The sequence below is a fragment of the Pseudomonas sp. Fl5BN2 genome (assembly GCF_009908205.1).
GTDB lineage: Bacteria > Pseudomonadota > Gammaproteobacteria > Pseudomonadales > Pseudomonadaceae > Aquipseudomonas.
Genome location: NZ_JAAARL010000016.1, coordinates 156,809 through 178,165 on the forward strand (window position 1 = coordinate 156,809; position 21,357 = coordinate 178,165).

At 64.9% G+C, this 21,357-nt stretch carries 18 protein-coding genes and 2 pseudogenes; 9 read left to right on the top strand and 11 right to left on the bottom strand.

What is annotated here, in order from left to right:
* Positions 1–103 precede the first annotated feature (103 nt).
* Positions 104–608 (top strand): annotated as a pseudogene (locus tag GV819_RS22305) (hypothetical protein).
* A gap of 54 nt (positions 609–662) precedes the next feature.
* Here GV819_RS22305 and GV819_RS22310 read toward each other — a convergent pair.
* Both GV819_RS22310 and GV819_RS22315 read right to left on the bottom strand, forming a co-directional pair.
* Positions 663–2,798, bottom strand: coding sequence for a TonB-dependent receptor (locus GV819_RS22310; protein ID WP_161758212.1), 2,136 nt, complete (start codon positions 2,796–2,798; stop codon positions 663–665).
* Between the two features lie 87 nt (positions 2,799–2,885).
* Positions 2,886–3,272, bottom strand: a complete 387-nt coding sequence (locus tag GV819_RS22315) for a DUF2946 domain-containing protein (protein ID WP_178126057.1) — start codon at positions 3,270–3,272, stop codon at positions 2,886–2,888.
* A 96-nt stretch (positions 3,273–3,368) separates the two neighbouring features.
* Between GV819_RS22315 and GV819_RS22320 the strand changes: the two genes are divergently transcribed.
* A complete protein-coding gene (locus tag GV819_RS22320) occupies positions 3,369–3,806 on the top strand; it encodes a DUF3995 domain-containing protein (RefSeq protein ID WP_161758214.1) in 438 nt (145 codons plus the stop codon).
* A gap of 130 nt (positions 3,807–3,936) precedes the next feature.
* Here the strand turns inward: GV819_RS22320 and GV819_RS22325 are convergent, their stop codons facing one another.
* The 6 genes from GV819_RS22325 to GV819_RS22350 are packed head-to-tail and all read right to left on the bottom strand — an operon-like array spanning position 3,937 to position 10,009.
* Positions 3,937–4,305: a Na+/H+ antiporter subunit G gene (locus GV819_RS22325; RefSeq protein ID WP_161758215.1), complete on the bottom strand. Its 369-nt coding sequence runs from the start codon at positions 4,303–4,305 to the stop codon at positions 3,937–3,939.
* Positions 4,302–4,580, bottom strand: coding sequence for a K+/H+ antiporter subunit F (locus tag GV819_RS22330; protein ID WP_016962858.1), 279 nt, complete (start codon positions 4,578–4,580; stop codon positions 4,302–4,304). Before GV819_RS22330 ends, GV819_RS22325 begins: the two co-directional genes overlap by 4 nt.
* Entirely contained in the window at positions 4,577–5,065 is a 489-nt protein-coding gene (locus tag GV819_RS22335) for a Na+/H+ antiporter subunit E (RefSeq protein ID WP_161758216.1), read from the bottom strand. The genes GV819_RS22330 and GV819_RS22335 overlap by 4 nt, the downstream gene beginning before the upstream one ends.
* Positions 5,062–6,750, bottom strand: coding sequence for a monovalent cation/H+ antiporter subunit D (locus tag GV819_RS22340; protein WP_161758217.1), 1,689 nt, complete (start codon positions 6,748–6,750; stop codon positions 5,062–5,064). The genes GV819_RS22335 and GV819_RS22340 overlap by 4 nt, the downstream gene beginning before the upstream one ends.
* Positions 6,747–7,091 (bottom strand): Na+/H+ antiporter subunit C, encoded by a 345-nt coding sequence (locus GV819_RS22345; RefSeq protein WP_159898144.1) that lies wholly within the window; start codon positions 7,089–7,091, stop codon positions 6,747–6,749. The genes GV819_RS22340 and GV819_RS22345 overlap by 4 nt, the downstream gene beginning before the upstream one ends.
* Positions 7,091–10,009 (bottom strand): monovalent cation/H+ antiporter subunit A, encoded by a 2,919-nt coding sequence (locus tag GV819_RS22350; RefSeq protein WP_161758218.1) that lies wholly within the window; start codon positions 10,007–10,009, stop codon positions 7,091–7,093. The genes GV819_RS22345 and GV819_RS22350 overlap by 1 nt, the downstream gene beginning before the upstream one ends.
* Positions 10,010–10,232: 223 nt before the next feature.
* Between GV819_RS22350 and GV819_RS22355 the strand changes: the two genes are divergently transcribed.
* Positions 10,233–10,568, top strand: a complete 336-nt coding sequence (locus GV819_RS22355) for a hypothetical protein (protein WP_161758219.1) — start codon at positions 10,233–10,235, stop codon at positions 10,566–10,568.
* Positions 10,569–11,164: 596 nt separating this feature from the next.
* On the opposite strand, the gene GV819_RS22360 is transcribed toward GV819_RS22355, so the two are convergent.
* Positions 11,165–12,172 carry a DMT family transporter gene (locus GV819_RS22360; RefSeq protein ID WP_161758220.1) on the bottom strand — a complete coding sequence of 336 codons (1,008 nt, stop codon included), beginning with the start codon at positions 12,170–12,172 and terminating at the stop codon, positions 11,165–11,167.
* On the opposite strand from GV819_RS22360, the gene GV819_RS22365 reads away from it, so the two are divergent.
* The 6 genes and pseudogenes from GV819_RS22365 (at position 12,167) to GV819_RS22390 (ending at position 18,976) form a co-directional block, all read left to right on the top strand.
* On the top strand, positions 12,167–12,730 hold the full coding sequence (locus tag GV819_RS22365) for a helix-turn-helix domain-containing protein (protein WP_161758221.1): 564 nt from the start codon (positions 12,167–12,169) through the stop codon (positions 12,728–12,730). The two genes, GV819_RS22360 and GV819_RS22365, sit on opposite strands and share 6 nt — an antisense overlap.
* A 200-nt stretch (positions 12,731–12,930) precedes the next feature.
* A complete protein-coding gene (locus tag GV819_RS22370) occupies positions 12,931–14,133 on the top strand; it encodes an SfnB family sulfur acquisition oxidoreductase (protein WP_161758222.1) in 1,203 nt (400 codons plus the stop codon).
* An 11-nt stretch (positions 14,134–14,144) separates the two neighbouring features.
* Complete coding sequence (locus GV819_RS22375; RefSeq protein ID WP_161758223.1) at positions 14,145–14,615, top strand: acyl-CoA dehydrogenase; 471 nt, start codon at positions 14,145–14,147, stop codon at positions 14,613–14,615.
* Positions 14,615–16,018 (top strand): LLM class flavin-dependent oxidoreductase, encoded by a 1,404-nt coding sequence (locus GV819_RS22380; protein WP_161758224.1) that lies wholly within the window; start codon positions 14,615–14,617, stop codon positions 16,016–16,018. The genes GV819_RS22375 and GV819_RS22380 overlap by 1 nt, the downstream gene beginning before the upstream one ends.
* Positions 16,019–16,231: 213 nt before the next feature.
* Positions 16,232–17,225, top strand: a pseudogene (locus GV819_RS22385) (AMP-binding protein).
* A gap of 314 nt (positions 17,226–17,539) precedes the next feature.
* Positions 17,540–18,976 (top strand): FAD/NAD(P)-binding protein, encoded by a 1,437-nt coding sequence (locus tag GV819_RS22390; RefSeq protein WP_161758225.1) that lies wholly within the window; start codon positions 17,540–17,542, stop codon positions 18,974–18,976.
* Between the two features lie 265 nt (positions 18,977–19,241).
* Here GV819_RS22390 and GV819_RS22395 read toward each other — a convergent pair whose 3' ends face one another.
* Both GV819_RS22395 and GV819_RS22400 read right to left on the bottom strand, forming a co-directional pair.
* Positions 19,242–20,348, bottom strand: coding sequence for a Gfo/Idh/MocA family protein (locus tag GV819_RS22395; RefSeq protein ID WP_161758226.1), 1,107 nt, complete (start codon positions 20,346–20,348; stop codon positions 19,242–19,244).
* 231 nt (positions 20,349–20,579) lie between these two features.
* A complete protein-coding gene (locus GV819_RS22400; protein WP_161758227.1) occupies positions 20,580–21,347 on the bottom strand; it encodes an SDR family oxidoreductase in 768 nt (255 codons plus the stop codon).
* Positions 21,348–21,357: the final 10 nt, after the last annotated feature.

Sequence of the window (21,357 nt, forward strand, 5' to 3'; positions counted from 1 at the left end):
GTCAGTTGACTTAATGCTTCAGGGGCCTGGCGTGCATACGCAGGAAGACCCTTTGGCCCTGATCCCGAGCCAAGAGGAGCACCCCACGCAAGGATTCCGAGCGCTGCTTGCCGGCAACCTGTTGACCCTGGCCGCGCTGAGTGCGCCGCCGGTGGCCGCGGCGCCCCAGCCGATTCACATCGCCGACCGGAACTGGGAAAGCGGCAGCCTGATCACCGACCTCCTGCGGATTATTGTCGAGAGCGGTTATGGCCTGCCCACCGACACCTTGCCAGGTACCACCATCACCCTGGAGACGGCCCTGGCCAACCACCACTCCAGATGCCGAAGCCTGGAAGACCCTGACCGACGCCGACAATCCCTACCCGCGCCCGACTCGTTCCCTGGCCTCGAAATTATCGATTGGTGTGTCCGCGTCTTTTCATAAGCAGTACCCGCAGTTGGTGGTTTCTTCAGCAAGGCCGACCTGCCCATCGAGCCCTTGAACCAGGCCCTGGCGCAGATGAGTGAGAACCACAGCGGCCCGGGCATTCCTCAAGCAACACCCCGACATCTGGCGCGCCTGGGTGCCCGAAGACGTCGCCGATAAACTCAGCGCCGCCCTGTAGGCGCCGAACCTAAGGCCCCGGCAGACCTGCTAGTCGACCGGGGCGCGGTCTGGCTTAGAAGCGTGTCTGCACGGCGACCTCGAAGGTGCGCGGGGTGCCCAGGTAGTAGGCCGGCGAGACATGGGCAAACTGGCCGTAGACCTCGTTGGTCAGGTTGCGTACGCGGCCGGTGACGCTGGTATGGCTGTCGACCTTGTAGCGCAGGAAGCTGCCGTACAAGGTGTAGGCGGGCATGGTCAGGGTGTTGGCGTTGTCGGTGTAGACCGAGGCCACGTAGCGCGCATCGACCCCGGTCTGCCAGCTCGGCGTCAGGTCATAGGTCAGCCACAGGTTGGCCACCTGGTCCGGGACGTTGGTCGGGGTGTTGCCCTTGCGCGAGACCACCGCGCCGCTGGCGATCTTCTCGTTGAATGCACCGTACTCGGCATCCACCCAGGCGAAGTTGGCTTCCGCCAGCAGCTTGGGGGTGATGCGCAGGGAGCTGGCCAGTTCGATGCCCCTGGAGGTCTGCTGGCCCACCGGGATGCTGTTGGCCGGGTCCAGGGGATCGGTGACGGCAAAGTCCTTGCGCTCGATGCGATAGGCGGCAACGGTCGCCGAGCCGCGTCCGTCCAGGTAGTCGAACTTGCTGCCCACTTCCCATTGCTTGCCGGTCGACACCTCGAAGTTCTGGGTCCCGCTGGGCTGTTCGGCGGCGGTGCTGTATTGCACATAGACATTGGCACTGGGCAGGAACTGGTAAGTCAGCCCCAGGCGGCCGGTGATCGGCTCCCAGCTGCGTTTCAGGTGCCTTGGGTTGCTGGCGCTGATCACCCGGTGGTTGGTCACGTCGAGGTCGATGGCGTCATAGCGCAGGCCGCTGAGCAGGGACAGTTCATCGGTCAGCGCCAGGCGGTTCTCGACGAACAGCGCGTGGGTGGTGACCTGATTGGTCTTGTCCTTGACGAAGCCCTGGCGGGTGCCTTTCAGGTCATAGAAATACCCCGGCTGGAAATTGCCGGGATCGACACTGTTGGTGGCCGGCACATTCCACGGCGAACTGGTGGTGCTGTTGACCTTGTACTCCAAGCCCCCGGACCAGGTGGTGTCGAGCCCTAGCAGTTGGTCATCGTGGCGCAGTTCGAACTGGTTGCCGTATTGCTCGCCCTGGTGCCGTACCAGGTAGGCGGTGGAGCGGTTCACTTGGCTGTTGTCGGGGCTGTAGCGGTAGGTTTCCAGGTTGCGGTAGTCGCGCTGGCTGTCCAGGTGATAGAGGGTGTTGCGCAGGGTGGTGCTGGGGTTGATCCGATAGTCGATGATCGAGCGCAGCCACACCGTGCGCTGTTCATAGAGGCCGTCGGCGACGTTGTAGTTGTTGAAGCGGTTGTGCTTGTCGATCTTCAGTTCGCCGGCCTTGGGGTTGAGCACCGGGGTGCCCCAGTAGGGGCTGTCTTCGTGCTCGTCCTGGTACTCCAGGGCCAGGGTGTGGGACAGGTCAGGGGTCAGGTCGCTGAGCAGGGAAAACGCCAGGCTCCAGGCATCCCGCTGCTGGCGGTCGATGTAGCCGTTGCTGGTGTTGTGGCTGACGTCGAAGCGCGCGTAGTGCTGTACCTCGGCGCCGGCCGGGCTGAGGCCATGATTGACCCCAAAGGCGGTTTGCGTAGTGTCGTAGCTGCCATAGCTGAGCAGCCCTTCGGCCGCCTGTTCGCGACGCTCCGCGAGCTTGGTCACGTAGTTTAGCGAGCCACCCACGGAGCCTGCGCCATTGACCAGCGACGAGGGCCCGCCCAGCAGTTCCACCCGGTCATAGATCCAGGCGTCCACCGGCCGCGCCAGGCCGGTGGCGACGTTGATGCCGTTGAACATCTGGGTGATCTGGCTGCTGGTAAAACCTCGGTAGGAGATGAAACCGCCAAAGCCTGGCGGTGCACTGGCATTGACCCCGGGCAGGGCATTGGCGGCGTCCTGGAAGGTCCGGGCGCCACGCCGTTCGAGGTCCTGGCGGCTGGCCACGGCCACCGAGGCCGGCGTCTCCCGCAGGCTCAGGCCCAGGCGCGAGGCCATGCCGCTGGACTGGTCCAGGCTCAGGCCCGGTTCGGCATCGGCCTCATCGGCGCCCACGGTGGTAGGGGCCAGTTCGAGGCTCGGCTGGCCCCAGGCGTTAACGCACAGGCAGCCCAGCAGGCTCGCCAGTAAAGGAAGGTGTTTCATCGGTGCATCCTGAATTCTTGACTAGGAAAAGGCCCACGAGACAGCGCCGCGCAAAGGCGCAGTGGGCTGATTGAGCACGAGCAAGAGTCAGGCGAGAGGCGGTGCCCGGGGATCGGCGTCGGGCCAGGTGTAGCGGGCGGGGAGATGAGGCAGGGCCGGGAGTGCCAGCGGCGGTGCCTGGGGTTGCGGCAGCACGACCAGGCTCAGGCTGGAGTTCAGCGCCGGGCCCATGCCGCCGGTGGAGCACAGCGGGCAACCGAAGGCCTTGGACAGGGTCGGCAGCGAGTCCTGTTCGGCCGGGTTCTGCGCCGGTGCCTGGGTGTTGGGATCGATGCTGCAGAACTGCCCGCCAATGCCGTTGAGCTGCATGCCGAGCATCTGCCCGTGACCGATGCTGCAGGCGAACACATTGAACAGGACGCAGCAATAGAGCATCCAGGCAACGAGTGAGCGATCGGATCGGGCAAATTTCATGGGGCGGCACTTTATCATCGAAGGTGACAGACGTACTTACAAAAGTGGCGATTCGGGTCCATTCTCTTTACGACTTTTTTACAAGGATGTCGGAACATGAATCTTCTGCTTGCGCAGGGAGTGGCTGGCAGCTTCCTGTTGATCAGCATGGCCCATCTGTACTGGGCCACCGGTGGCAAGCGTGGCAGTGATGCGGTGATTCCCCAAGTACCGGGGCCGTTGCCGGGAATGACCCAGCCGGCGTTTCACCCGCCGGCCTTGGCCACGATGCTGGTGTCGGTGGGGCTGCTGCTGGTGGCGATGCTGGTTTGCCTGCGGGTCGGGCTCTACCTGCCGACGGTGAGCCATCCCTCACTGCAGTGGGTGATCAGCGCCATTGCCTTGCTGATGTTCGCCCGGGCCATTGGCGACTCCGAACTGGTGGGTTTTTTCAAGCAAGTACGGGATTCGAAATTCGCCCGCCTCGATACCCTGTTCTACTCGCCGCTGTGCGTGCTACTGGGCACCGGGCTGCTGGTCCTGGCCTGGGCCTGAAGGGCCGCCAGCTCGCTGCAGGCGCTGACGGGTGTAGGAGCTGGCTTGCCAGCGAAGGCGTTTTCAGAGTCGCTGCAAGGTTCACGGAGCTCTTCGCCGGCAAGCCGGCTCCTACGCTTGGCGGGCGTGGCTAATTGCCGGTCTCGTTGCGTTTGCTGCTGATTTCCGCCGGCACATCGTCGCCGGCCATGCGCTTGCGGAACAGCGCTGCCCGGGCCAGCAGCAGGGTGGTCACCGGCACGGTGATCGACAGCAGGATGGGGATCAGCCAGGCGTGCAGTACCAGCTCCGACTTGAGTGTCGAGAAGTACAGGATCGAGGCCAGGGCCACGCTCCAGGAACCCATGGTCGAGGCCAGAGCCGGTGGGTGCATGCGCTGGAAGTAACTCTTCATGCGCAGGATGCCCAGGGCGCCGATCAGCGCGAAGACGCTGCTGATCACCAGCAGCAGGGCCACCAGGATCTCCACCCACAACGGCAGTTGTTCCAGGCTGTTCATTCGATCACCTCGCCACGCAGGAGGAATTTGGCCAGGGCAAACGAGCCGACAAAGCCGAACAGGGCGATCAGCAGCGCCGCCTCGAAATAGGTGTCACTGGCATAACGGATGCCCAGTACCAGCATCATCAGCATCGCCAGGATGTACAGGTAATCCAGGGCCAGGACCCGGTCCTGGGCCGAGGGCCCCTTGAACAGGCGCACCAGGGTCAGGACCATGGCCAGGGAAAACAGGAACAGGCTCAGCAGGATCGCGTTGGTCAACAGGACGCTCATTCGAAAATCTCCATCAGCGGCCGCTCGTACGTGGCCTTGAAATGCTGGATGAATTGCGCCTCGTCCTGCAGGTCGAAGACGTGCAGCAACAGCAGGCTGCGGTCCAGGGACAGCTCGGACCAGACCGTGCCCGGCACCACCGTGGTGATGGTGGACAGCGCCGCCAGGCCGTTGGCGTCCCGCAGGTCGAGGGGGATCTTGACGAAGGCCGAGTGCACCGGGCGCCGGCTGTCATTGAGCACGCCCCAGGCCACCAGCAGGTTCGACACCAGCACATCGCGGCCCACCAGCAGGAACAGGCGCAGGATGGTGCCGGGGCGGCGGATGCGGATCGGCAGCGGCCGCAGCGGGCGCATCAACAGCGGCGCGAGAAAGCCCAGCAGAGCGCCCAGCAGCAGGTTGCCCGGGCTCACGGAGAGGTTCAGCACCAGCCACAGCAGCCACAGCGCCAGGGACAGGAAGGGGGCGGGAAACAGGCGCTTCATGGTTGCACCTCCAGCACGGCGGCGGCCTTGGCTTCAGGGCTGAGTACGGTACGGGTGCCGAGCACCGCCATCACGTAATGCTCCGGGTGGTTGAGGCTGTCGGCGGTGGCCTGGGTGAAGCGCAGCAGCGGCTCGGCCTTGATGCTGAGCAGCACGCAGAGCCCCAGCAGCGCCACGATCGGCACGCACTCCAGACGCCGCAGCACTGGCGACGGGCGTTCCTCCGGAGTCCAGAAACGCTGGATACCCAAGCGTGCAAAGGCGATCAGCGAAGCCAGGCCGGAGAGGATCAACAGCGCCAGGAAGCACCAGGCCGCCACCGAGATCGGTGTGCCATCGCTGACGCCCAGGCCCAGCGGGTTGAGCAGGGCGGCAATCAGGTTGAGCTTGCCGATGAACCCCGACAGCGGCGGCATGCCGATGATCAGCAAGGCGCAGGCAATGAAGCTCAAGCCGAGGAAGGCCATGGTCCAGGGAATCACCTGGCCCACTACGACCTTCTGTTCGTCATCCAGGTTGCTGCCCCGCGGTGGATGCAGCGACTCCAGCGGCCGCGGCAGGACCTCGCCTTCGTCTTCCAGGGGAATCTCGTTGGCCGAGCGCGAGCGCTCGATCAGTTCCGCCAGCAGGAACAGTGCACACAGCGCCAGGGTCGAGCTGAACAGGTAGAACAACGCCGCGCCGGTAAGGGCTGGCTGGGCGAAGCCGATCACCGAGATCAGGATCCCCGCCGAGACCAGGATGCTCAGGCTGGCCATGCGTTCCAAGCGCTGGGCGGGGAGAATCGCCAGGGCCGCGCAGAACATCGTTGCCATGCCGCCGTACACCAGCCACTGGCTACCGAAGTAGGCCGAGGCTCCGGCCTGCCCGGAGAACAGCAGGGTCCACAGGCGCAGCACGGTATACACCCCGACCTTGGTCATGACGGCGAACAGGGCCGCCACCGGGGCACTGGCCGAGGAATAGGCCGGCACCAGCCAGAAGTTCAGCGGCCACATCCCGGCCTTGGCCAGGAAGGCGATGGCCAGGATCGCGGTACCGGCGTGCAGCAGGCCGCGGTCGGCTTCCGGCACCAGGGGGATCTTCATCGCCAGGTCGGCCATGTTCAGGGTCCCGGTCACGCCATAGATCATCGCCGTGCCGATCAGGAACAGCGAAGAAGCCACAAGGTTGATGGTGACGTAGTGCAGCCCGGAGGATACCCGCGCTCGCCCCGAACCGTGCAGCATCAGGCCGTAGGAGGCCGCCAGCAGCACCTCGAAGAACACGAACAGGTTGAACAGGTCGGCGGTCAGGAAGGCCCCGTAGAGGCCCATCAGCTGGATCTGGAACAACGCATGGAAGCTGGCCCCGGCGCCGTCCCAGCGGGCCATGGCGAACAGCAGCGCGCTGACCCCGATGATCCCGGTGAGCACCATCATCAGCGCCGACAGGCGATCCACCACCAGGACAATGCCGAAGGGCACTTGCCAGTTGCTCGGCAGGTACACGCCAAAGGAGCCGGTGGCGCCCTGGACCTGGGTCCAGTACAGCAGGTAGCAGGCCAGCCCCAGCCCCAAAAGACTGGAGAACAGGTTGATCCGGGCCTTGAGCGGGCGGTGTTTCTCGCCCAGCAGCAACATGATCGCCGCGGTCAACAGCGGCAGGAGGATGGGGGCAACTATCAGATGGGACAACGCACTCATTCCTTGGGCTCCCGGCCGTCGACGTGGTCAGTGCCGGTCAGGCCCCGGGAGGCCAGCAGCACCACCAGGAACAATGCGGTCATGGCGAAGCTGATGACGATGGCGGTGAGTACCAGTGCCTGGGGCAGGGGGTCGGTGTAGTGCAGCAGGTCCTGGGGTACGCCGTCCTTGATGATCGGCTCCTTGCCGATGAACAGGCTGCCCATGCTGAAAATGAACAGGTTGACCGCGTAGGACAGCAGGCACAGGCCCATCACCACCTGGAAGGTCCGCGGCCGCAGCACCAGCCAGACGCCGGATGCGGCCAGCACACCAATGGCGATTGCAATGACTTCTTCCATCAGGCGGCTCCGCTCTTGATCAGGGATTTGGACTGGCTGGCAGGCTTGTGGGCCCGCACCGACTGGTGCGCCAGTGCCGTGAGAATCAGCAGGGTCGCGCCCAGCACCACGGCAAACACGCCGATGTCGAAGAACAGTGCACTGGCCAGGTGAATGTCACCGAACAGCGGCAGGTCCAGGTGCAGGGTGTGGGTGGTGAGGAACGGATAGCCCCAGGCCAGGGCGCCGAGCCCGGTGGCCAGGGCAAACAGCAACCCGGTGCCCATCCAGCGCAGCGGCCGCAGGCTCATTTGCGCCTCGACCCACTGGGTGCCGGCCACCATGTACTGGAGAATGAACGCCACCGACATCACCAGCCCGGCGACGAAACCGCCGCCCGGCAGGTTATGCCCACGCATGAACAGGTAGAAGGACACCACCAGGGCAATCGGCAGCAGCAGGCGCACCAGCACCGCGGGCACCATCATGAAGCCCAGGGCGGTGTCGCTGGCCTGGCGTGGGTTGACCAGGTCGGTGACCACGTCAGGTGCCAGCAGGCGCTGCTGGGCCGGCAACTGCATGCTTTCCTTGGGCGGGCGGAAGCGTCGCAGCAGGGCGAACACGGTCAGGGCCACCGCTGCCAGCACGGTGATCTCGCCCAGGGTGTCGAAGCTGCGGAAGTCCACCAGGGTCACGTTGACCACATTGGTGCCGCCGCCTTCAGGCAGCGCACGGCTCAGGTAGAACGAGGAAATATCGTTGGGGGTCGGGCGGGTCAGCATGGCGTAGGACAGCACGGCCATGCCCAGGCCGACGGCAATCGACAGGCACAAGTCGCGCAGGCGCCGGATACGTGCCTTGGGCACGCTGCTGGGCAACGGCGAGACGTCTTCGATCCGGCGCGGCAGCCAGCGCAGGCCGAGCAGGATCAGCACCGTGGTCACCACTTCCACCACCAACTGGGTCAGGGCCAGGTCCGGCGCGGAGAACCAGACGAAGGTCACGCAGGTCATCAGCCCGCAGACGCTGACCATGGTCAGGGCGGCGAGACGGTGGTACTTGGCCTGCCAGGCGGCGCCCAGGGCGCAGGCAATGGCCAGCAGCCAGAAGGTCACAAAGACGATGGAACCGGGGATCTTCGGCCGGTCGCCCCAGGTCAGCTGGCTGTAGAGCATGGGGATCAGTCCGGCGATCACCGCCGCCAGCACCAGCAGGAACAACTGGGTCTGCAGGCGCTTGGTGCTCAGTCGGCGTTCCAGGCGCCGCGCCAGGCGCATCATGCCCACCAGGCTGCGTTCGAACAGGCGCTTGCCGTTGAGGCGGCCGACTCCCGGCGGGAAGGCGAAGCGGCCCCGCACCAGCGGCTTGCGCAGCAACAGGTAGAGGAGGATGCCGCAGGCCATGGCAATCAGGCTCATGATCATGGGCGCATTCAGGCCGTGCCAGATCGCCAGGCTGTATTCCGGCAGGGTGCCACCCACCACCGGCAGGGCCGCGGCGGCCAGTGACGGGCCGATGATCTGCGCCGGGAAAATCCCCACCAGCAGGCAGGTGAACACCAGCAGTTCCACCGGCGCGCGCATCCAGCGTGGCGGCTCGTGCGGGGTGTGCGGCAGGTCAGTGGCCGGCTCGCCGAAGAATACGTCGACGGTAAAGCGCAGGGCATAGGCGACGCTGAAGGTCCCGGCGATGGTGGCGATCACCGGCAGGGCGGTTTCCACCCAGGCGGTGGAGTTGATGAACACCGTTTCGGCGAAGAACATCTCCTTGGACAAGAAGCCGTTGAGCAGCGGTACACCGGCCATGGAGGCACTGGCGACCATGGCCAGGGTCGCGGTAAAGGGCATCAACTTGATCAGGCCGTTGAGCTTGCGGATATCGCGGCTGCCGCTTTCGTGGTCGATGATCCCCGCAGCCATGAACAGCGAGGCCTTGAAGGTGGCGTGGTTGAGAATGTGGAACACGGCCGCCACCGCCGCCAGGGGGCTGTTGAGGCCCAGCAGCAGGGTAATCAGGCCCAGGTGACTGATGGTGGAGTAGGCCAGCAAGCCCTTGAGGTCGTTCTGGAACATCGCGCAATAAGCGCCCAGCACCAGGGTGCAGGCGCCGGCGCCGCTGACCATCCAGAACCATTCATCACTGCCCGACAGCGATGGCCACAGGCGGGCCAGGAGAAATACCCCGGCCTTGACCATGGTCGCGGAGTGCAGGTAGGCCGAAACCGGTGTCGGTGCGGCCATGGCGTGGGGGAGCCAGAAGTGGAAGGGAAATTGTGCGCTTTTGCTCAAGGCGCCGAGCAGTATCAGAGGAAGCAGGACAGGGTAGAGGGCATGGGCCCTGATCTTGTCGCCGGCAGCTAATACCTGATCCAGGTCGTAGCTGCCGACCACATGGCCGAGCAGCATGACCCCCGCCAGCAGGCAGAGTCCTCCTGCGCCGGTCACCATCAGCGCCATGTAGGCGCCGCGGCGGGCGTCGGAGCGGTGGTGCCAATAGCCGATCAGCAGGAAGGAGAAGAGGCTGGTCAACTCCCAGAAGAACACCATCTGGATCAGGTTGCCGGAGATCACCAGGCCAAGCATGGCCCCCATGAACGCCAGGAAGAAGGCGAAGAAGCGCGGCACCGGATCTTCCGGCGACATGTAGTAGCGCGCGTACAGCGACACCAGGGTGCCGATCCCCAGTACCAGCAGCGAGAACAGCCAGGCGAAACCGTCCAGGCGCAGCACAAAGTTCACCCCCAGGCTCGGCAGCCAGGTGAACTCCTCGCGGATGACCCCTCCATCGGCGATCTGCGGGTACAGCAACGCCACCTGAATGGTGCCAATCAATGCCACCAGGCCGGCCAGCAGCGATTCGGTGTTACGTGCGTTGTGCGGCAACAGGGCCGCCAGACAGCTGCCTACGAACGGCAGAAGCAGTAGAACTATCAGGGACATAGGCTTCTAATCTGCGGAAAAGTATGAGGCATAATACGTGCCAGGCTCTGGATCACCAACCGCCAAGCGCAGCCAGGCCTTCATAAGAAATGTTACATGCGCTTTCAAAGGTAGGAGACAAATGCCCAATGCGCCCACTTACCGGGAGCTGTGGGGCAAATGTCCTGCCCAAGACAACCCGCTACAAGGATCGCTGACGGTGCACCTCATTCAAGGATCGACCATGGCTCGGATTATTCGACGTGTATGTTTCGCGTTGCTGTTCACCTGTTTCGGCGCGGCGCTGGGGCTCGGACTGGATCATTTTCTCAACCGTCCCGAGATGCTCAAGACCCGCCAGGCCCTGGTCATCGAAGGCCCGTTGGGGGATGACCGCAGCTACGTGCTGCCGCCGGGCACGGTGCTCTACTTCGACCACGCCTTTGCCGAGGGGCACATGCTCTACCACGCCTATTTCTATTATCACGGCGAGCCCGAAAACGACCGGGTGCTACTGGAACCCAAGCACAAGGGCTCGCTGACCGTCCCCACCTGGCTTTACGGCCCCGAGTCCCTGTAGGCGCTGGCATCCAGCCCGCCTTCGCCGGCAAGCCGGCTCCTACAGTCCCCACAACTATCCCTGCCAGCCGTAGGAGCTGGATTGCCAGCGAAAGGGCCCTCAAGACCGCCTTCGCCGGCAAGCCGGCTCCTACGGTCCCCACAACTATCCCTGCCAGCCGTAGGCGCTGGCTTGCCAGCGAAAGGGCCCTCAAGACCACCTTCGCCGGCAAGCCGGCTCCTACAGTCCCCACAACTATCCCTGCCAGCCGTAGGCGCTGGCTTGCCAGCGAAAGGGCCCTCAAGACCGCCTTCGCCGGCAAGCCGGCTCCTACAGTCCCCACAACTATCCCTGCCAGCCGTAGGCGCTGGCTTGCCAGCGAAAGGGCCCTCAAGACCGCCTTCGCCGGCAAGCCGGCTCCTACAGTCCCCACAACTATCCCTACCAGCCGTAGGCCCTGGCTTGCCAGCGAAAGGGCCCTCAAGACCGCCTTCGCCGGCAAGCCGGCTCCTACAGTCCCCACAACTATCCCTGCCAGCCGTAGGCGCTGGCTTGCCAGCGAAAGGGCCCTCAAGACCACCCTCATCAGCAAGCGGGCCCCTACCGCGGGCCGGTGCTCAGGACTCCAGCGCCTCGCCGCTCGGTTGCCCGGCTTCTGCCTTGGGTTTCCATTCGCTGATGATCACCGCCAGCACGATCAAGGCGCCGCCCAGCAATGCCAGCCCCGGCAGGCGTTCGCCGACGATCCGCCCGATCACCCCGGCCCACACCGGTTCACCGGCGTAGATCAGGGTAGCGCGGGTCGGCGAGACGCTTTTCTGCGCCCAGTTCATCGCCACCTGGATCGCCGCGCTGGCGGCGCCCAGGCCCAGGGCGCTGGCCAGCAGCAGCCAGGAAAACCCCGGCAGCGCCTCGCCGGTCGGTCCCACCATGGCAAAGGCCAGGAGCGAGGTGACGGCCAGTTGCACCACGGTGACCCGGCGCACATCCACGCGCCCGGCGAAACTGCTGATCATGATGATCTCGGCGGCTATCGCCACGGTGCTGATCAGGGTGGCGATCTCCCCCGGGCTGAAGTCCAGGGAGGCGCCGTTGGGCCCGGACAGCAGCATCAACCCAGTGAATGCCAGCATGATGCCGATGCTCGGCAGCAGGCCAGGGCGCTTGCCCATGAACAGCCATTGCAGCAACGGCACGAAGGGCACATACAACGCGGTGATGAACGCCGACTGGCTGCTGGGAATGCTTTGCAGGCCTACCGTCTGCAGGCCATAGCCGAGCATGATGGCGGTACCGATAAAACTGCCGGCGCGCAGCTCGAACAGGGTCAGGCCGCGCAGGTGGCGCAGGGAAAACAGGGTGACGATGCAGGCCGCCGCGGCGAAGCGCAGGCCGACGAAGAACATCGGCCCGCTGACGGTCATGGCCTGTTGCACCAGGTAGAAGGTGCCGCCCCAGATCATGGTGATCAGCACCAGCACGGCTTCGGCCTTGCTGAGTTTGAACTGCAATCCGCGGAAGGGTCTGGACGTCATGGCCTTGCGTGCTACCTGAGGGGGACGCACAATGCGCCGGAAGTTGGGCAGTATACTGCGCAGGCCTGGAGAGTGAGCAATATAGTGCACAAAGAAAACAGCCAACGGGCTTCGGTCCTGCAACACGTCAGCCTCAATGTGCGGCGCCTGCGCCATGCCGCGGGCCTGAGCCAGAGCGCCCTGGCGGAAAAGTCCGATGTCAGCCGGCGAATGCTGGTGGCCATCGAAGCGGGGGAAAAGAATGTCAGCCTCGGCACCCTGGACCGGGTGGCCGAAGCCCTGGATGTGGCCTTCAGCGACCTGATCCAGGCCCCCGGTTCCCCGGACCCGAGCCGTATCAACGAACTGGCCTGGGCCGGTGTCATTCCCGGTAGCAAGGCGGTACTGCTGGCCAAGGCCGAGGCCCGGCGCGAAGTGGAACTCTGGGAGTGGCAACTGGAGCCAGGGGAGATCTACCGTTCGGAATGCGACGCCCAGGGCTGGAGCGAGCAGATCTATGTCTTCGAAGGCTGCCTGACGGTGTTCTTCGGCGACAGCGAGCGGCGTTTGCAAAGCGGTGAGTTCTTCATGTTCGCCAGCCATGTGCCCCACGGCTATCGCAATGATGGCGCCCAGGCCACGCGCTTCGTACGCAACGTGGTGATCTGAGGGCGAGGCTCGGTGGCTACTGTTGGCCCAGCAACAGTGATTGAACATTCTGCTGGTTTTCAGTTGATGTCGATTATTTGAATTGTTTTATAACTGATTGAAATAGAGCCATTTAAATCTTTGGCTCGACTCCTGCAACGCTGCTGACAGGAACCCCTCCACGGGTGTTCATCTTGATCTTCAGGAAGCGGAGTCGGCCCATGACAGCCCCAGCTCAACCCCCATTCAGTGCCCATATCATCCGCAGTGATGCCGAGGCGATCAGCGTTGCCCGGGCGCTGGCCCAGCGCTTCGCGGTGGAGGCGGCGGTACGCGATCGCGAACGGCGCCTGCCGCTGGCGGAACTCGACGAATTCTCCGCCAGCGGCCTGTGGGGCATCACCATTCCCCGGGCCTACGGCGGTGCCGGAGTGTCCTATGTGACCCTGGTGGAGGTGATCAAGCTGATCTCCGCCGCCGACCCCTCCCTGGGCCAGTTGCCGCAGAACCACCTGGGGGTGGTGGACATCCTGCTGCAGACCGCCAGCGAGGAGCAGAAGCGCCATTACTTCGCCAAGGTGCTGCAGGGTCAGCGCTTCGGCAATGCGTTTTCCGAAGCCGGCAGCAAGCACGTCGGGGCCTTCGAGACGCAGATCCGTTTTACCGGCGACCAGGCGCAAATCGACGGTGAGAAGTTCTACTGCACCGGCGCCTTGTTTGCCCACATCGTTCCGGCGGTGGCGGTGGATGAGCACAACCAGGCCCACATTGCCTTTATTGAACGGGACAACCCCGGGTTGACGGTGATCGACAGCTGGGACGGTTTCGGCCAGCGCACCACCGCCAGCGGCGGCGTCAGCCTCAAGGCCGTACAGGTACCGCGCAGCGCGGTGATCCCGGCCCACCGGGCATTCGAGCAGCCCACCGCCGATGGTCCGATTTCGCAGATCATCCAGGCCGCGGTGGACACGGGCATCGCCGTCGCCGCCCTGGAAGACGCCAAGCAGCATGCCCGGCAATCCCGGCCGTGGATCGACAGCGGCCTGGATCATGGCTGGCAGGACCCGTTCACGATCGCCGCCATCGGCGATCTGGAATGGCGGGTTCATGGCACCGAAGCGGTGCTCGCCAAGGCCGCCCGGGCCATCGAGCAGGCCCTGGTCAATGCCAATGAGGACAGTGTCGCCCAGGCCTCGATAGTGGTGGCCCAGGCCAAGGTGTTGTCGGCGGAAAGCGCCTTGCTGGCAGCCAGCAAGCTGTTCGAGCTGGCCGGCACCCGTTCGGTGGCGGGCAAGTACAACCTCGACCGGCACTGGCGCAATGCGCGAACTCACACCCTGCATGATCCGGTCCGTTGGAAATATCACCTGATCGGCAACTTCCTGCTCAACGGCGTCAAGCCGGCCCGTCACGCCTGGAACTGAAGGAATCGGACATGAATGCATTGATCCACGCTCAAGCCCACAGCCCCCAGGCCGCCCTGGCCAGCAGCGCCGACGATCTACAACGAGCCCGCGGGCTGTTGCAGCGCAGCCTGGACTTCATCCGTGAGCAGGCACAGCCCTGGGCCGCCAGTGGCCTGGCCAAGGCCAGTGACGACCCTTATGTGATCAGTCGCTTTGGCGACCTGCAGGTCCGTATCGAAGTGGCGGCGGCCCTGCAAGAGCGGGCTGAGCTGCAGTTGGCGGAGGATCAGGAGCCGGCCGAGGTTAGCATCGCCCTGGCAGAAGCGGCGATTGCTGCTGCCGAGGCACTGCTGGCGGCCGCCAACGCCGAGTTCGAGCTCACCGGGCAGCGCACCCCGCAGCCGCCAACCGTGCAAGACCCGTTGCGCTGGAAGTACCAAGTGATCGGCAACTACCGCCTCAACGGCGTGCTCCCCCAGGGTCTCGGGAGTGCGGTGTGATGCCTCGTGAAATTCGCCTGAATGCGTTTGACATGAACTGTGTCGGTCACCAGTCGCCGGGGCTCTGGGCCCATCCTCGCGACCGCTCCTGGCAGTACAAGGACCTGGAGTACTGGACCGACCTGGCCAAGATCCTCGAGCGGGGCAAGTTCGACGGACTGTTCATCGCCGATGTGCTGGGCATCTACGACGTCTACCACGGCAATGGCGACGCGGCGATCCGCCAGGCGACCCAGGTCCCGGTGAACGATCCGCTGCAATTGATCCCGCCCATGGCCTTGGTCACCGAGCACCTGGGTTTTGGCCTGACGGCGTCGCTGTCTTTCGAACACCCGTATCCGTTCGCCCGGCGCCTGTCGACCCTGGATCATCTGACCAAGGGCCGCGCCGGCTGGAACATTGTCACCTCGTATCTGGAGAGCGGGGCGAAGAACCTCGGCCAGCAAGCCCAGATTGAACACGATGCGCGCTATGACTATGCCGAGGAGTACCTGGAGGTCTGCTACAAACTCTGGGAAGGCAGTTGGGAAGACGGCGCGGTCCTGCGTGACCGGGAGCGGCGGATCTTCAGCGACCCGAGCAAGATCCACGAGATCCGCCACGTCGGCAAACACTTCCAGGTGCCGGGGATTCACTTGTGCGAACCCTCGCCGCAACGCACCCCGCTGCTCTACCAGGCCGGGGCGTCGAGCCGCGGCAAGCAGTTCGCCGCCGAGCACGCCGAATGCGTGTTCGTCGCCGCGCCCTCCAAGGTGCTGCTGAAGAAGACCGTGGCCGACATTCGCCGGCGCGCCGCCGAGGCTGGGCGCGATCCGTCGAAGATCCTGGTCTTCAACCTGCAGACGGTGATTCTTGGCGAGACCGATGCCCAGGCCAAGGCCAAGTTCGAGGAGTACAAATCCTGGGTCAGCTACGAAGGCGCCATGGCGCTGATCTGTGGCTGGACCGGCATCGACTTCAGCCGCTTCAAGCCTGATGAACCCCTCAGGCACGTGCACACCAACGCTATCCAGTCGGCGGTGGACGCCTTCTCCACAGCGGACCCGAACAAGGTCTGGACGCCCCATGAGCTGGCCGACTGGGTTGGCATCGGTGGCTTTGGCCCACTGTTTGTCGGCAGCCCGGAGACTGTGTCGGACCTGCTTCAGGAATGGGTCGAAGAGACCGACGTCGACGGCTTCAACCTGGCCTACGCGTTGACCCACGAAACCTTTATCGACGCAGTGGAGCTGTTGGTGCCCGAGCTGCAAAAGCGTGGCGTCTACAAAACCGACTACGCCCCGGGCACTCTGCGGGAGAAGCTCTTCGGCGCTGCGCCACAGCTGCCCGAGAGCCACCCCGGCAGCGCTTGGCGCAACCTTGGCGGACAACGCCAGGAGGCGCATAAACGTGCATCTGCCTGACGGCCCTGCCTGCGAGCGACGGTTGCAACTGGCGCTGCGGTGTATTGGACAACGTATCCAGTGAGGCGCCGGTGCAGATGGGGGCTTGCCAGCGTAGAGGCTTGGTGAAGTCGCCTGCGCCGGCAAGTACGCTCCTACCGTGGGCGATCAGTTCGATGTTCATTTTCAGCCAGCGGAACACCGCACGCTTTGCCAAGCCCGCGAGGTTGCTCCATGAGCGTGCAGCTACTCAAACCGCCGTCGACTGCGGATTCGCCGCAACCACAGGCCCTGCTCCAGCTACCTGGAGCCCTGGAGCAATTGCACCATTGGGCCCAGGTCAGCCCGTTGCACAACGCCCTGCGCCACAAGCGCCACGGTCACTGGTACGCCTGGCGCTGGATCGACGCGTTGCGCGATGTTGAGCGCCTGGCCGACGGCCTGCACCAGCAGGGTTTCAATCAGCATTCGCGGCTGGCCCTGAGCGCGCTGTTCGAGCCTGACCTGTTGCTGCTGGCCCTGGCCGCCCTGAGCATCGGTGGCAAAGTTCTGAGCATCGACCATGAGCTGGGCCCCGAGGCTTTGCGCCAGGCTCTGTGGCGCCTGCGGCCGACCCACGCGCTGGTCGATTCGCGCCAGCAGGTGTTGCGCTGGCTGGCTGCCGGAGAACGCTGCATGGCCCCGCAGCTGTTGATCGCTCGACAGGCCCAGCCGCGGCTTCCTGCGACTTCATCCGGGCGGCTGCGGGTCTTCAGCGAGTTGCTGCAGCCCCGTGAAACGCCTCGGCGCCAGACCTGCTGGCGACACCCGATCGGCGCTGCACAGCTGTGGAGCGAGGAGGGCACGGAGTGGCAGGGCGGCTTGGCGGTGCTGTTGGAGCAATGGCTGAGCAGCGGTCACAGCCTGGCCTTTCCCGAGGCCCGCCGCTCGGCCTGTCGCGACCGCCGCGACGTAGCCCCCAGCGGCCTGCTGCTTTCGCCCCAGCGCCTGCAACACCTGGCGAACCAGATCGAGCGCCGCCTGGCGCCTGCGGACAATTGGCGGCGGCGCCTGTGTAAGTGGGTCATCGCGCATTCCCATCGCACCCTGCCAAGGCTGCTCATACAGTCCGCGCGCCGTCTGTTGGGCTTTCAGCGCCTGCAGTTCATCTGGCAACCGCCGTCCAGCCCACAGCCCACAGCCCACAGTCCCGGCCTGGATCAGCGCATTCAAACGGAACATTGCATGACCCGGGTCGAGTCGATCCCTCACGGCGCCGCCCTTTGCCCTGGTCGCCAGCGCAGGTGCGCTGAGCAAGCGTCCTACTTTGGTACCGGTTGCTGAACCGTCCATGGTTTTGGCGCTTATTATCGTCCCGGCGATTTTCAGAGCGTCGCCCAGCTCAAGCACGGGGTGAGCCGCGCTTTATGTGGGCCAAGCGACGGATTGATCTGGCGCTCAAATGCGTTTCCCGTGCCTACTTGCCGGGCAGCGCCGAGCCACGACGGGGTCGGAGCGACCTGCACGACTTTTACCTGGGCAAACACTGACCGTGAGCATTCCATGAGCCAAACCGACGTTGCACAGGCAAACCCTGCCACCCGTGATGCCGAGGTTCTGATCGTCGGTGGTGGCCTCAGTGGCGCCTTGCTGGCGGCGCAACTGCTGCGTCTGCCGGGCCGGCGGCGGATCCTGGTGGTCGAGTCGCGCAGTGAGCTGGGGCGTGGCGAGGCCTACAGCACCGTGGAGCTTGGGCATACCTTGAACGGCAATGCCGCGCGCATGAGCGTCGACCCGGACAATCCCGATGACCTGACTCATTGGCTCACCCAGCATATCGCCGCTGGAGGCTGGCCCGAGTCGGACCGCCAGCATCTGCCAGTCAGTCAGCTGTTTGCGCCCCGCGGGCTGTTTGGCGTTTACGTCCAGCAGCGGCTGGCCGAAGCCCGGGAGCAGGGCCGGGCCCGGGGTTCCTCGGTGACCCATGTGCAGGGCGAAGCGGTGGACCTGGAGATCGACCGCGACGGCGCGCGGCTGAGCCTCGCGGATGGCCGGCAACTGCGCGGCGCCGTGGCGGTGCTGGCCACCGGCATGTTCCCCGCGGCGCGTACCCCGCAGACCCGCTCCAGCGGCCTGAATGCTGCAGCGCTGGACCCCTGGGATGTAGCCGCCATGGCCGCTCTTGACCCCCAGGCGCGGGTGCTGATCATCGGCTCCGGGCTGACCATGGTGGACGCCGTGGTGTCCCTGGAGCAGGCCGGGCATCGCGGGCCGATCGAGGTGTTTTCCCGCCATGGGCTACTGCCCCACGTACGCCGCCAGCCCCCGGCCTGGGAGGACTTTCTCGCCGCCGACCTGAGCATCCGCCGCCCCCGGCAACTGCTGCGGGCGCTGCGCCAGCAATGCCACGCGGCCCAGGCCCAAGGCATCGACTGGCAGGCGCCGCTGGACACGGTGCGGGTGCATATCGGGCGCTTGTGGAGCCAGGCCACGGATGTTCAGCGGCGCCAGTTCGTGCGCCATGTGCGGCCGTGGTGGGAGAGCCATCACCATCGCTCGCCGCCCCTGAGCGCGGAACTGGTGGCGCGGCTGCATGGGCAAGGGCGCTTGCGGATTCATGCCGGGTCCTACCAGGGGCTTGAGCCGAGCGAAGACGGAGGGCTGGCGATCCGCCTGCGGTATCGGGGCAGCCAGGAGAGCGTGCGCCTGGCAGGTGATGCCCTGATCAACTCCAGCGGCATCGAATACGACTGGCGCCGGGTAGCGCGGCCCTTTCCCCGGCAACTGCTGGCCCGTGGCCTGGTCACGCCCGGGCCTTTGGCCCTGGGCATCAGCGCCGCTGCCGATGGCGCCGTGTACGACGCCCGGGGCCAGGCATCCGCGCGTCTGTTCGCCCTGGGCCCGCCCTTGCGTGGCATGTGGTGGGAAAGCACCGCGGTCACCGACGTGGCCCTGCAAGCCAAGGCCCTGGCCGCACGCCTGGCCGCGCTCCCCCTGTAACCCCACCGCGATATCTCTGCCAACCGTAGGAGCTGGCTTGCCAGCGAAGAGGCCCGCAAGACCGCCTTCGCCGGCAAGCCGGCTCCTACAGACCCCCGCGATATTTCTGCCAGCCGTAGGAGCTGGCTTGCCAGCGAAGAGGCCCGCAAGACCGCCTTCGCTGGCAAGCCGGCTCCTACAGACCCCCGCGATATATCTGCCAGCCGTAGGAGCTGGCTTGCCAGCGAAGGGGCCCGCAAGATCGCCTGCGCCGACAAGCCGGCTCCTACAGTGTCACCCAGCGCTGTTCCTCGGCGGCAATGCGGATCGCCGCCGCCAGGCGCTCCACTTCCCAGGCTTCCTGGAAATCCGTGCCATGGCGACCCTGTCCGCCCAGGGCCATGATCAGCTCCTGCACCTCCAGGGTCTTGAGCTCGTTGTACCCCAACTGATGCCCAGGTGCCGGGCTGAAGGCCGCATAGCCGGGCAGGGAAGGGCCGGCCAGCAGTCGCTGGAAACCTTTCTGGCCAACCCGGTACAGGCGCAGCTCGTTGAGCCGCTCCTGATCGAAAGCCAGGGTACCCAGGGTGCCGCTGATCTCGAAACTCAGGTGGTTCTTGTAGCCATGCTTGATCCAGCTGCTGCTTACCGTGCCCCGGGCGCCATTGGCAAAGCGCAGCAAGGCGTGGGCCTGATCATCCACGTTGATACTGCGCCGCTCCTGGCTGCCGGCGTTGATGGGCCGTTGCAGATGCACGGTCTGGGTGTCGGCGCACACGGCCTGCACCGGGCCCATGAGAAAACGCGCCATGGCCAGCAGGTGGCTGCCCAGGTCCGCCAGGGCGCCACCGGCATGCTGCGGCTCGCAGCGCCAGGACCAGGGCGAGTCCGGGTCGGCCATGAAGTCCTCGCTGAACTCCCCCTGGAAACTCACCAACTGGCCCAGCTCGCCGTTGCCAATCAGCTCCCGGGCCAGGGTGATCATCGGGTTGTGCTGGTAGTTGTAGCCGACCCGCGTCACCACCCCGGCGGCCTGGGCTGCGTGATGCATTTGCCGGGCCTGCTCGACGCTGACCGCCAGGGGTTTTTCGCAATACAGCGCCTTGCCAGCCGCCAGTGCTGCCATGGCCATGGGAAAGTGCAGGTGGTTGGGGGTGGTGATGGCCACCAGGTTGACGCGGGGGTTGTCGATCAACTGTTGCCAGTCGGCGTGGGCCTGGGCAAATCCCCAGGCGCCGGCACACTGTTCGGCGCGCTGAGGGTCGGCATCCGCCAGGGCTGCCAGGTGCAGGCGCACCGGCAGTTCGAAGACCGCGCTGACGCTACGAAACGCCAGGGCGTGAGCGCGACCCATGAAGCCGGTACCGATCAAGCCAATGCCAAGTTCATCCATAACCGCACCTGCAGGATTATTGTTGTAGGAAGGGCTAGTTATGGAATAAATATTCTCTAATTGCAATTACTGGAATAAAAGTTTTGACCTCGTCGTGTAGGAGCCGGCTTGCCGGCGAAAGGGCCTGTGGCGGGGCGCTGGGTTCAAGGTCCTCTTCGCTGGCACGCCAGCTCCTGCGGGAAATGAAAAAGGCAGCCAGGGAGGCTGCCTTTTGGGTGGCGCAAGTGGGCTTCAGGAAAGGAAGCCACCGTCGACATTGAGCGCAACGCCGGTGGTGTAGCTTGATGCATCACTGGCCAGGTAGAGCACCGCACCGGCCATTTCGCTCGGGTCGGCCACGCGCTTGAGTGGGATCTGTGCCAGGGCGGTTTTGAGGATGGCGTCGTTCTTCACCAGGGCCGAGGCGAACTTGGTGTCGGTCAGGCCCGGCAACAAGGCGTTGCAACGGATGCCGAACGGTGCGCATTCCTTGGCGAAGACTTTGGTCATGTTGATCACCGCGGCCTTGGTCACCGAGTAGATGCCCTGGAAGATCCCCGGCGACACGCCGTTGATCGAGGCCACGTTGATGATGCTGCCGCCGCCGTTCTCGCGCATCAGCTTGCCGGCTTCCACCGACATGAAGAAGTAGCCGCGGATGTTGACGTCGACGGTCTTCTGGAAGGCGCCCAGGTCGGTGTCCAGGACGTTGCAGAACTGTGGGTTGGTGGCGGCGTTGTTGACCAGGATGTCCAGGCGTCCGAACTGCTCGCGAATCCCGGCGAAGACCTGGCTGATCTGCTCCATTTCACCGATGTGGCAGGCAACGGCGGTGGCCTTGCCGCCCGCAGCGATGATGGCGTCGGCCACATGCTGGCAGCCGTCGAGCTTGCGGCTCGAGACGATCACATGGGCACCTTGCTGGGCCAGGAGCTTGGCGATGGCTTCACCGATGCCGCGGCTGGCGCCGGAGACGAATGCGATCTTGCCGTCGAGGTCGAACAACTGAGTCTTGGACATGGTGTTTCCT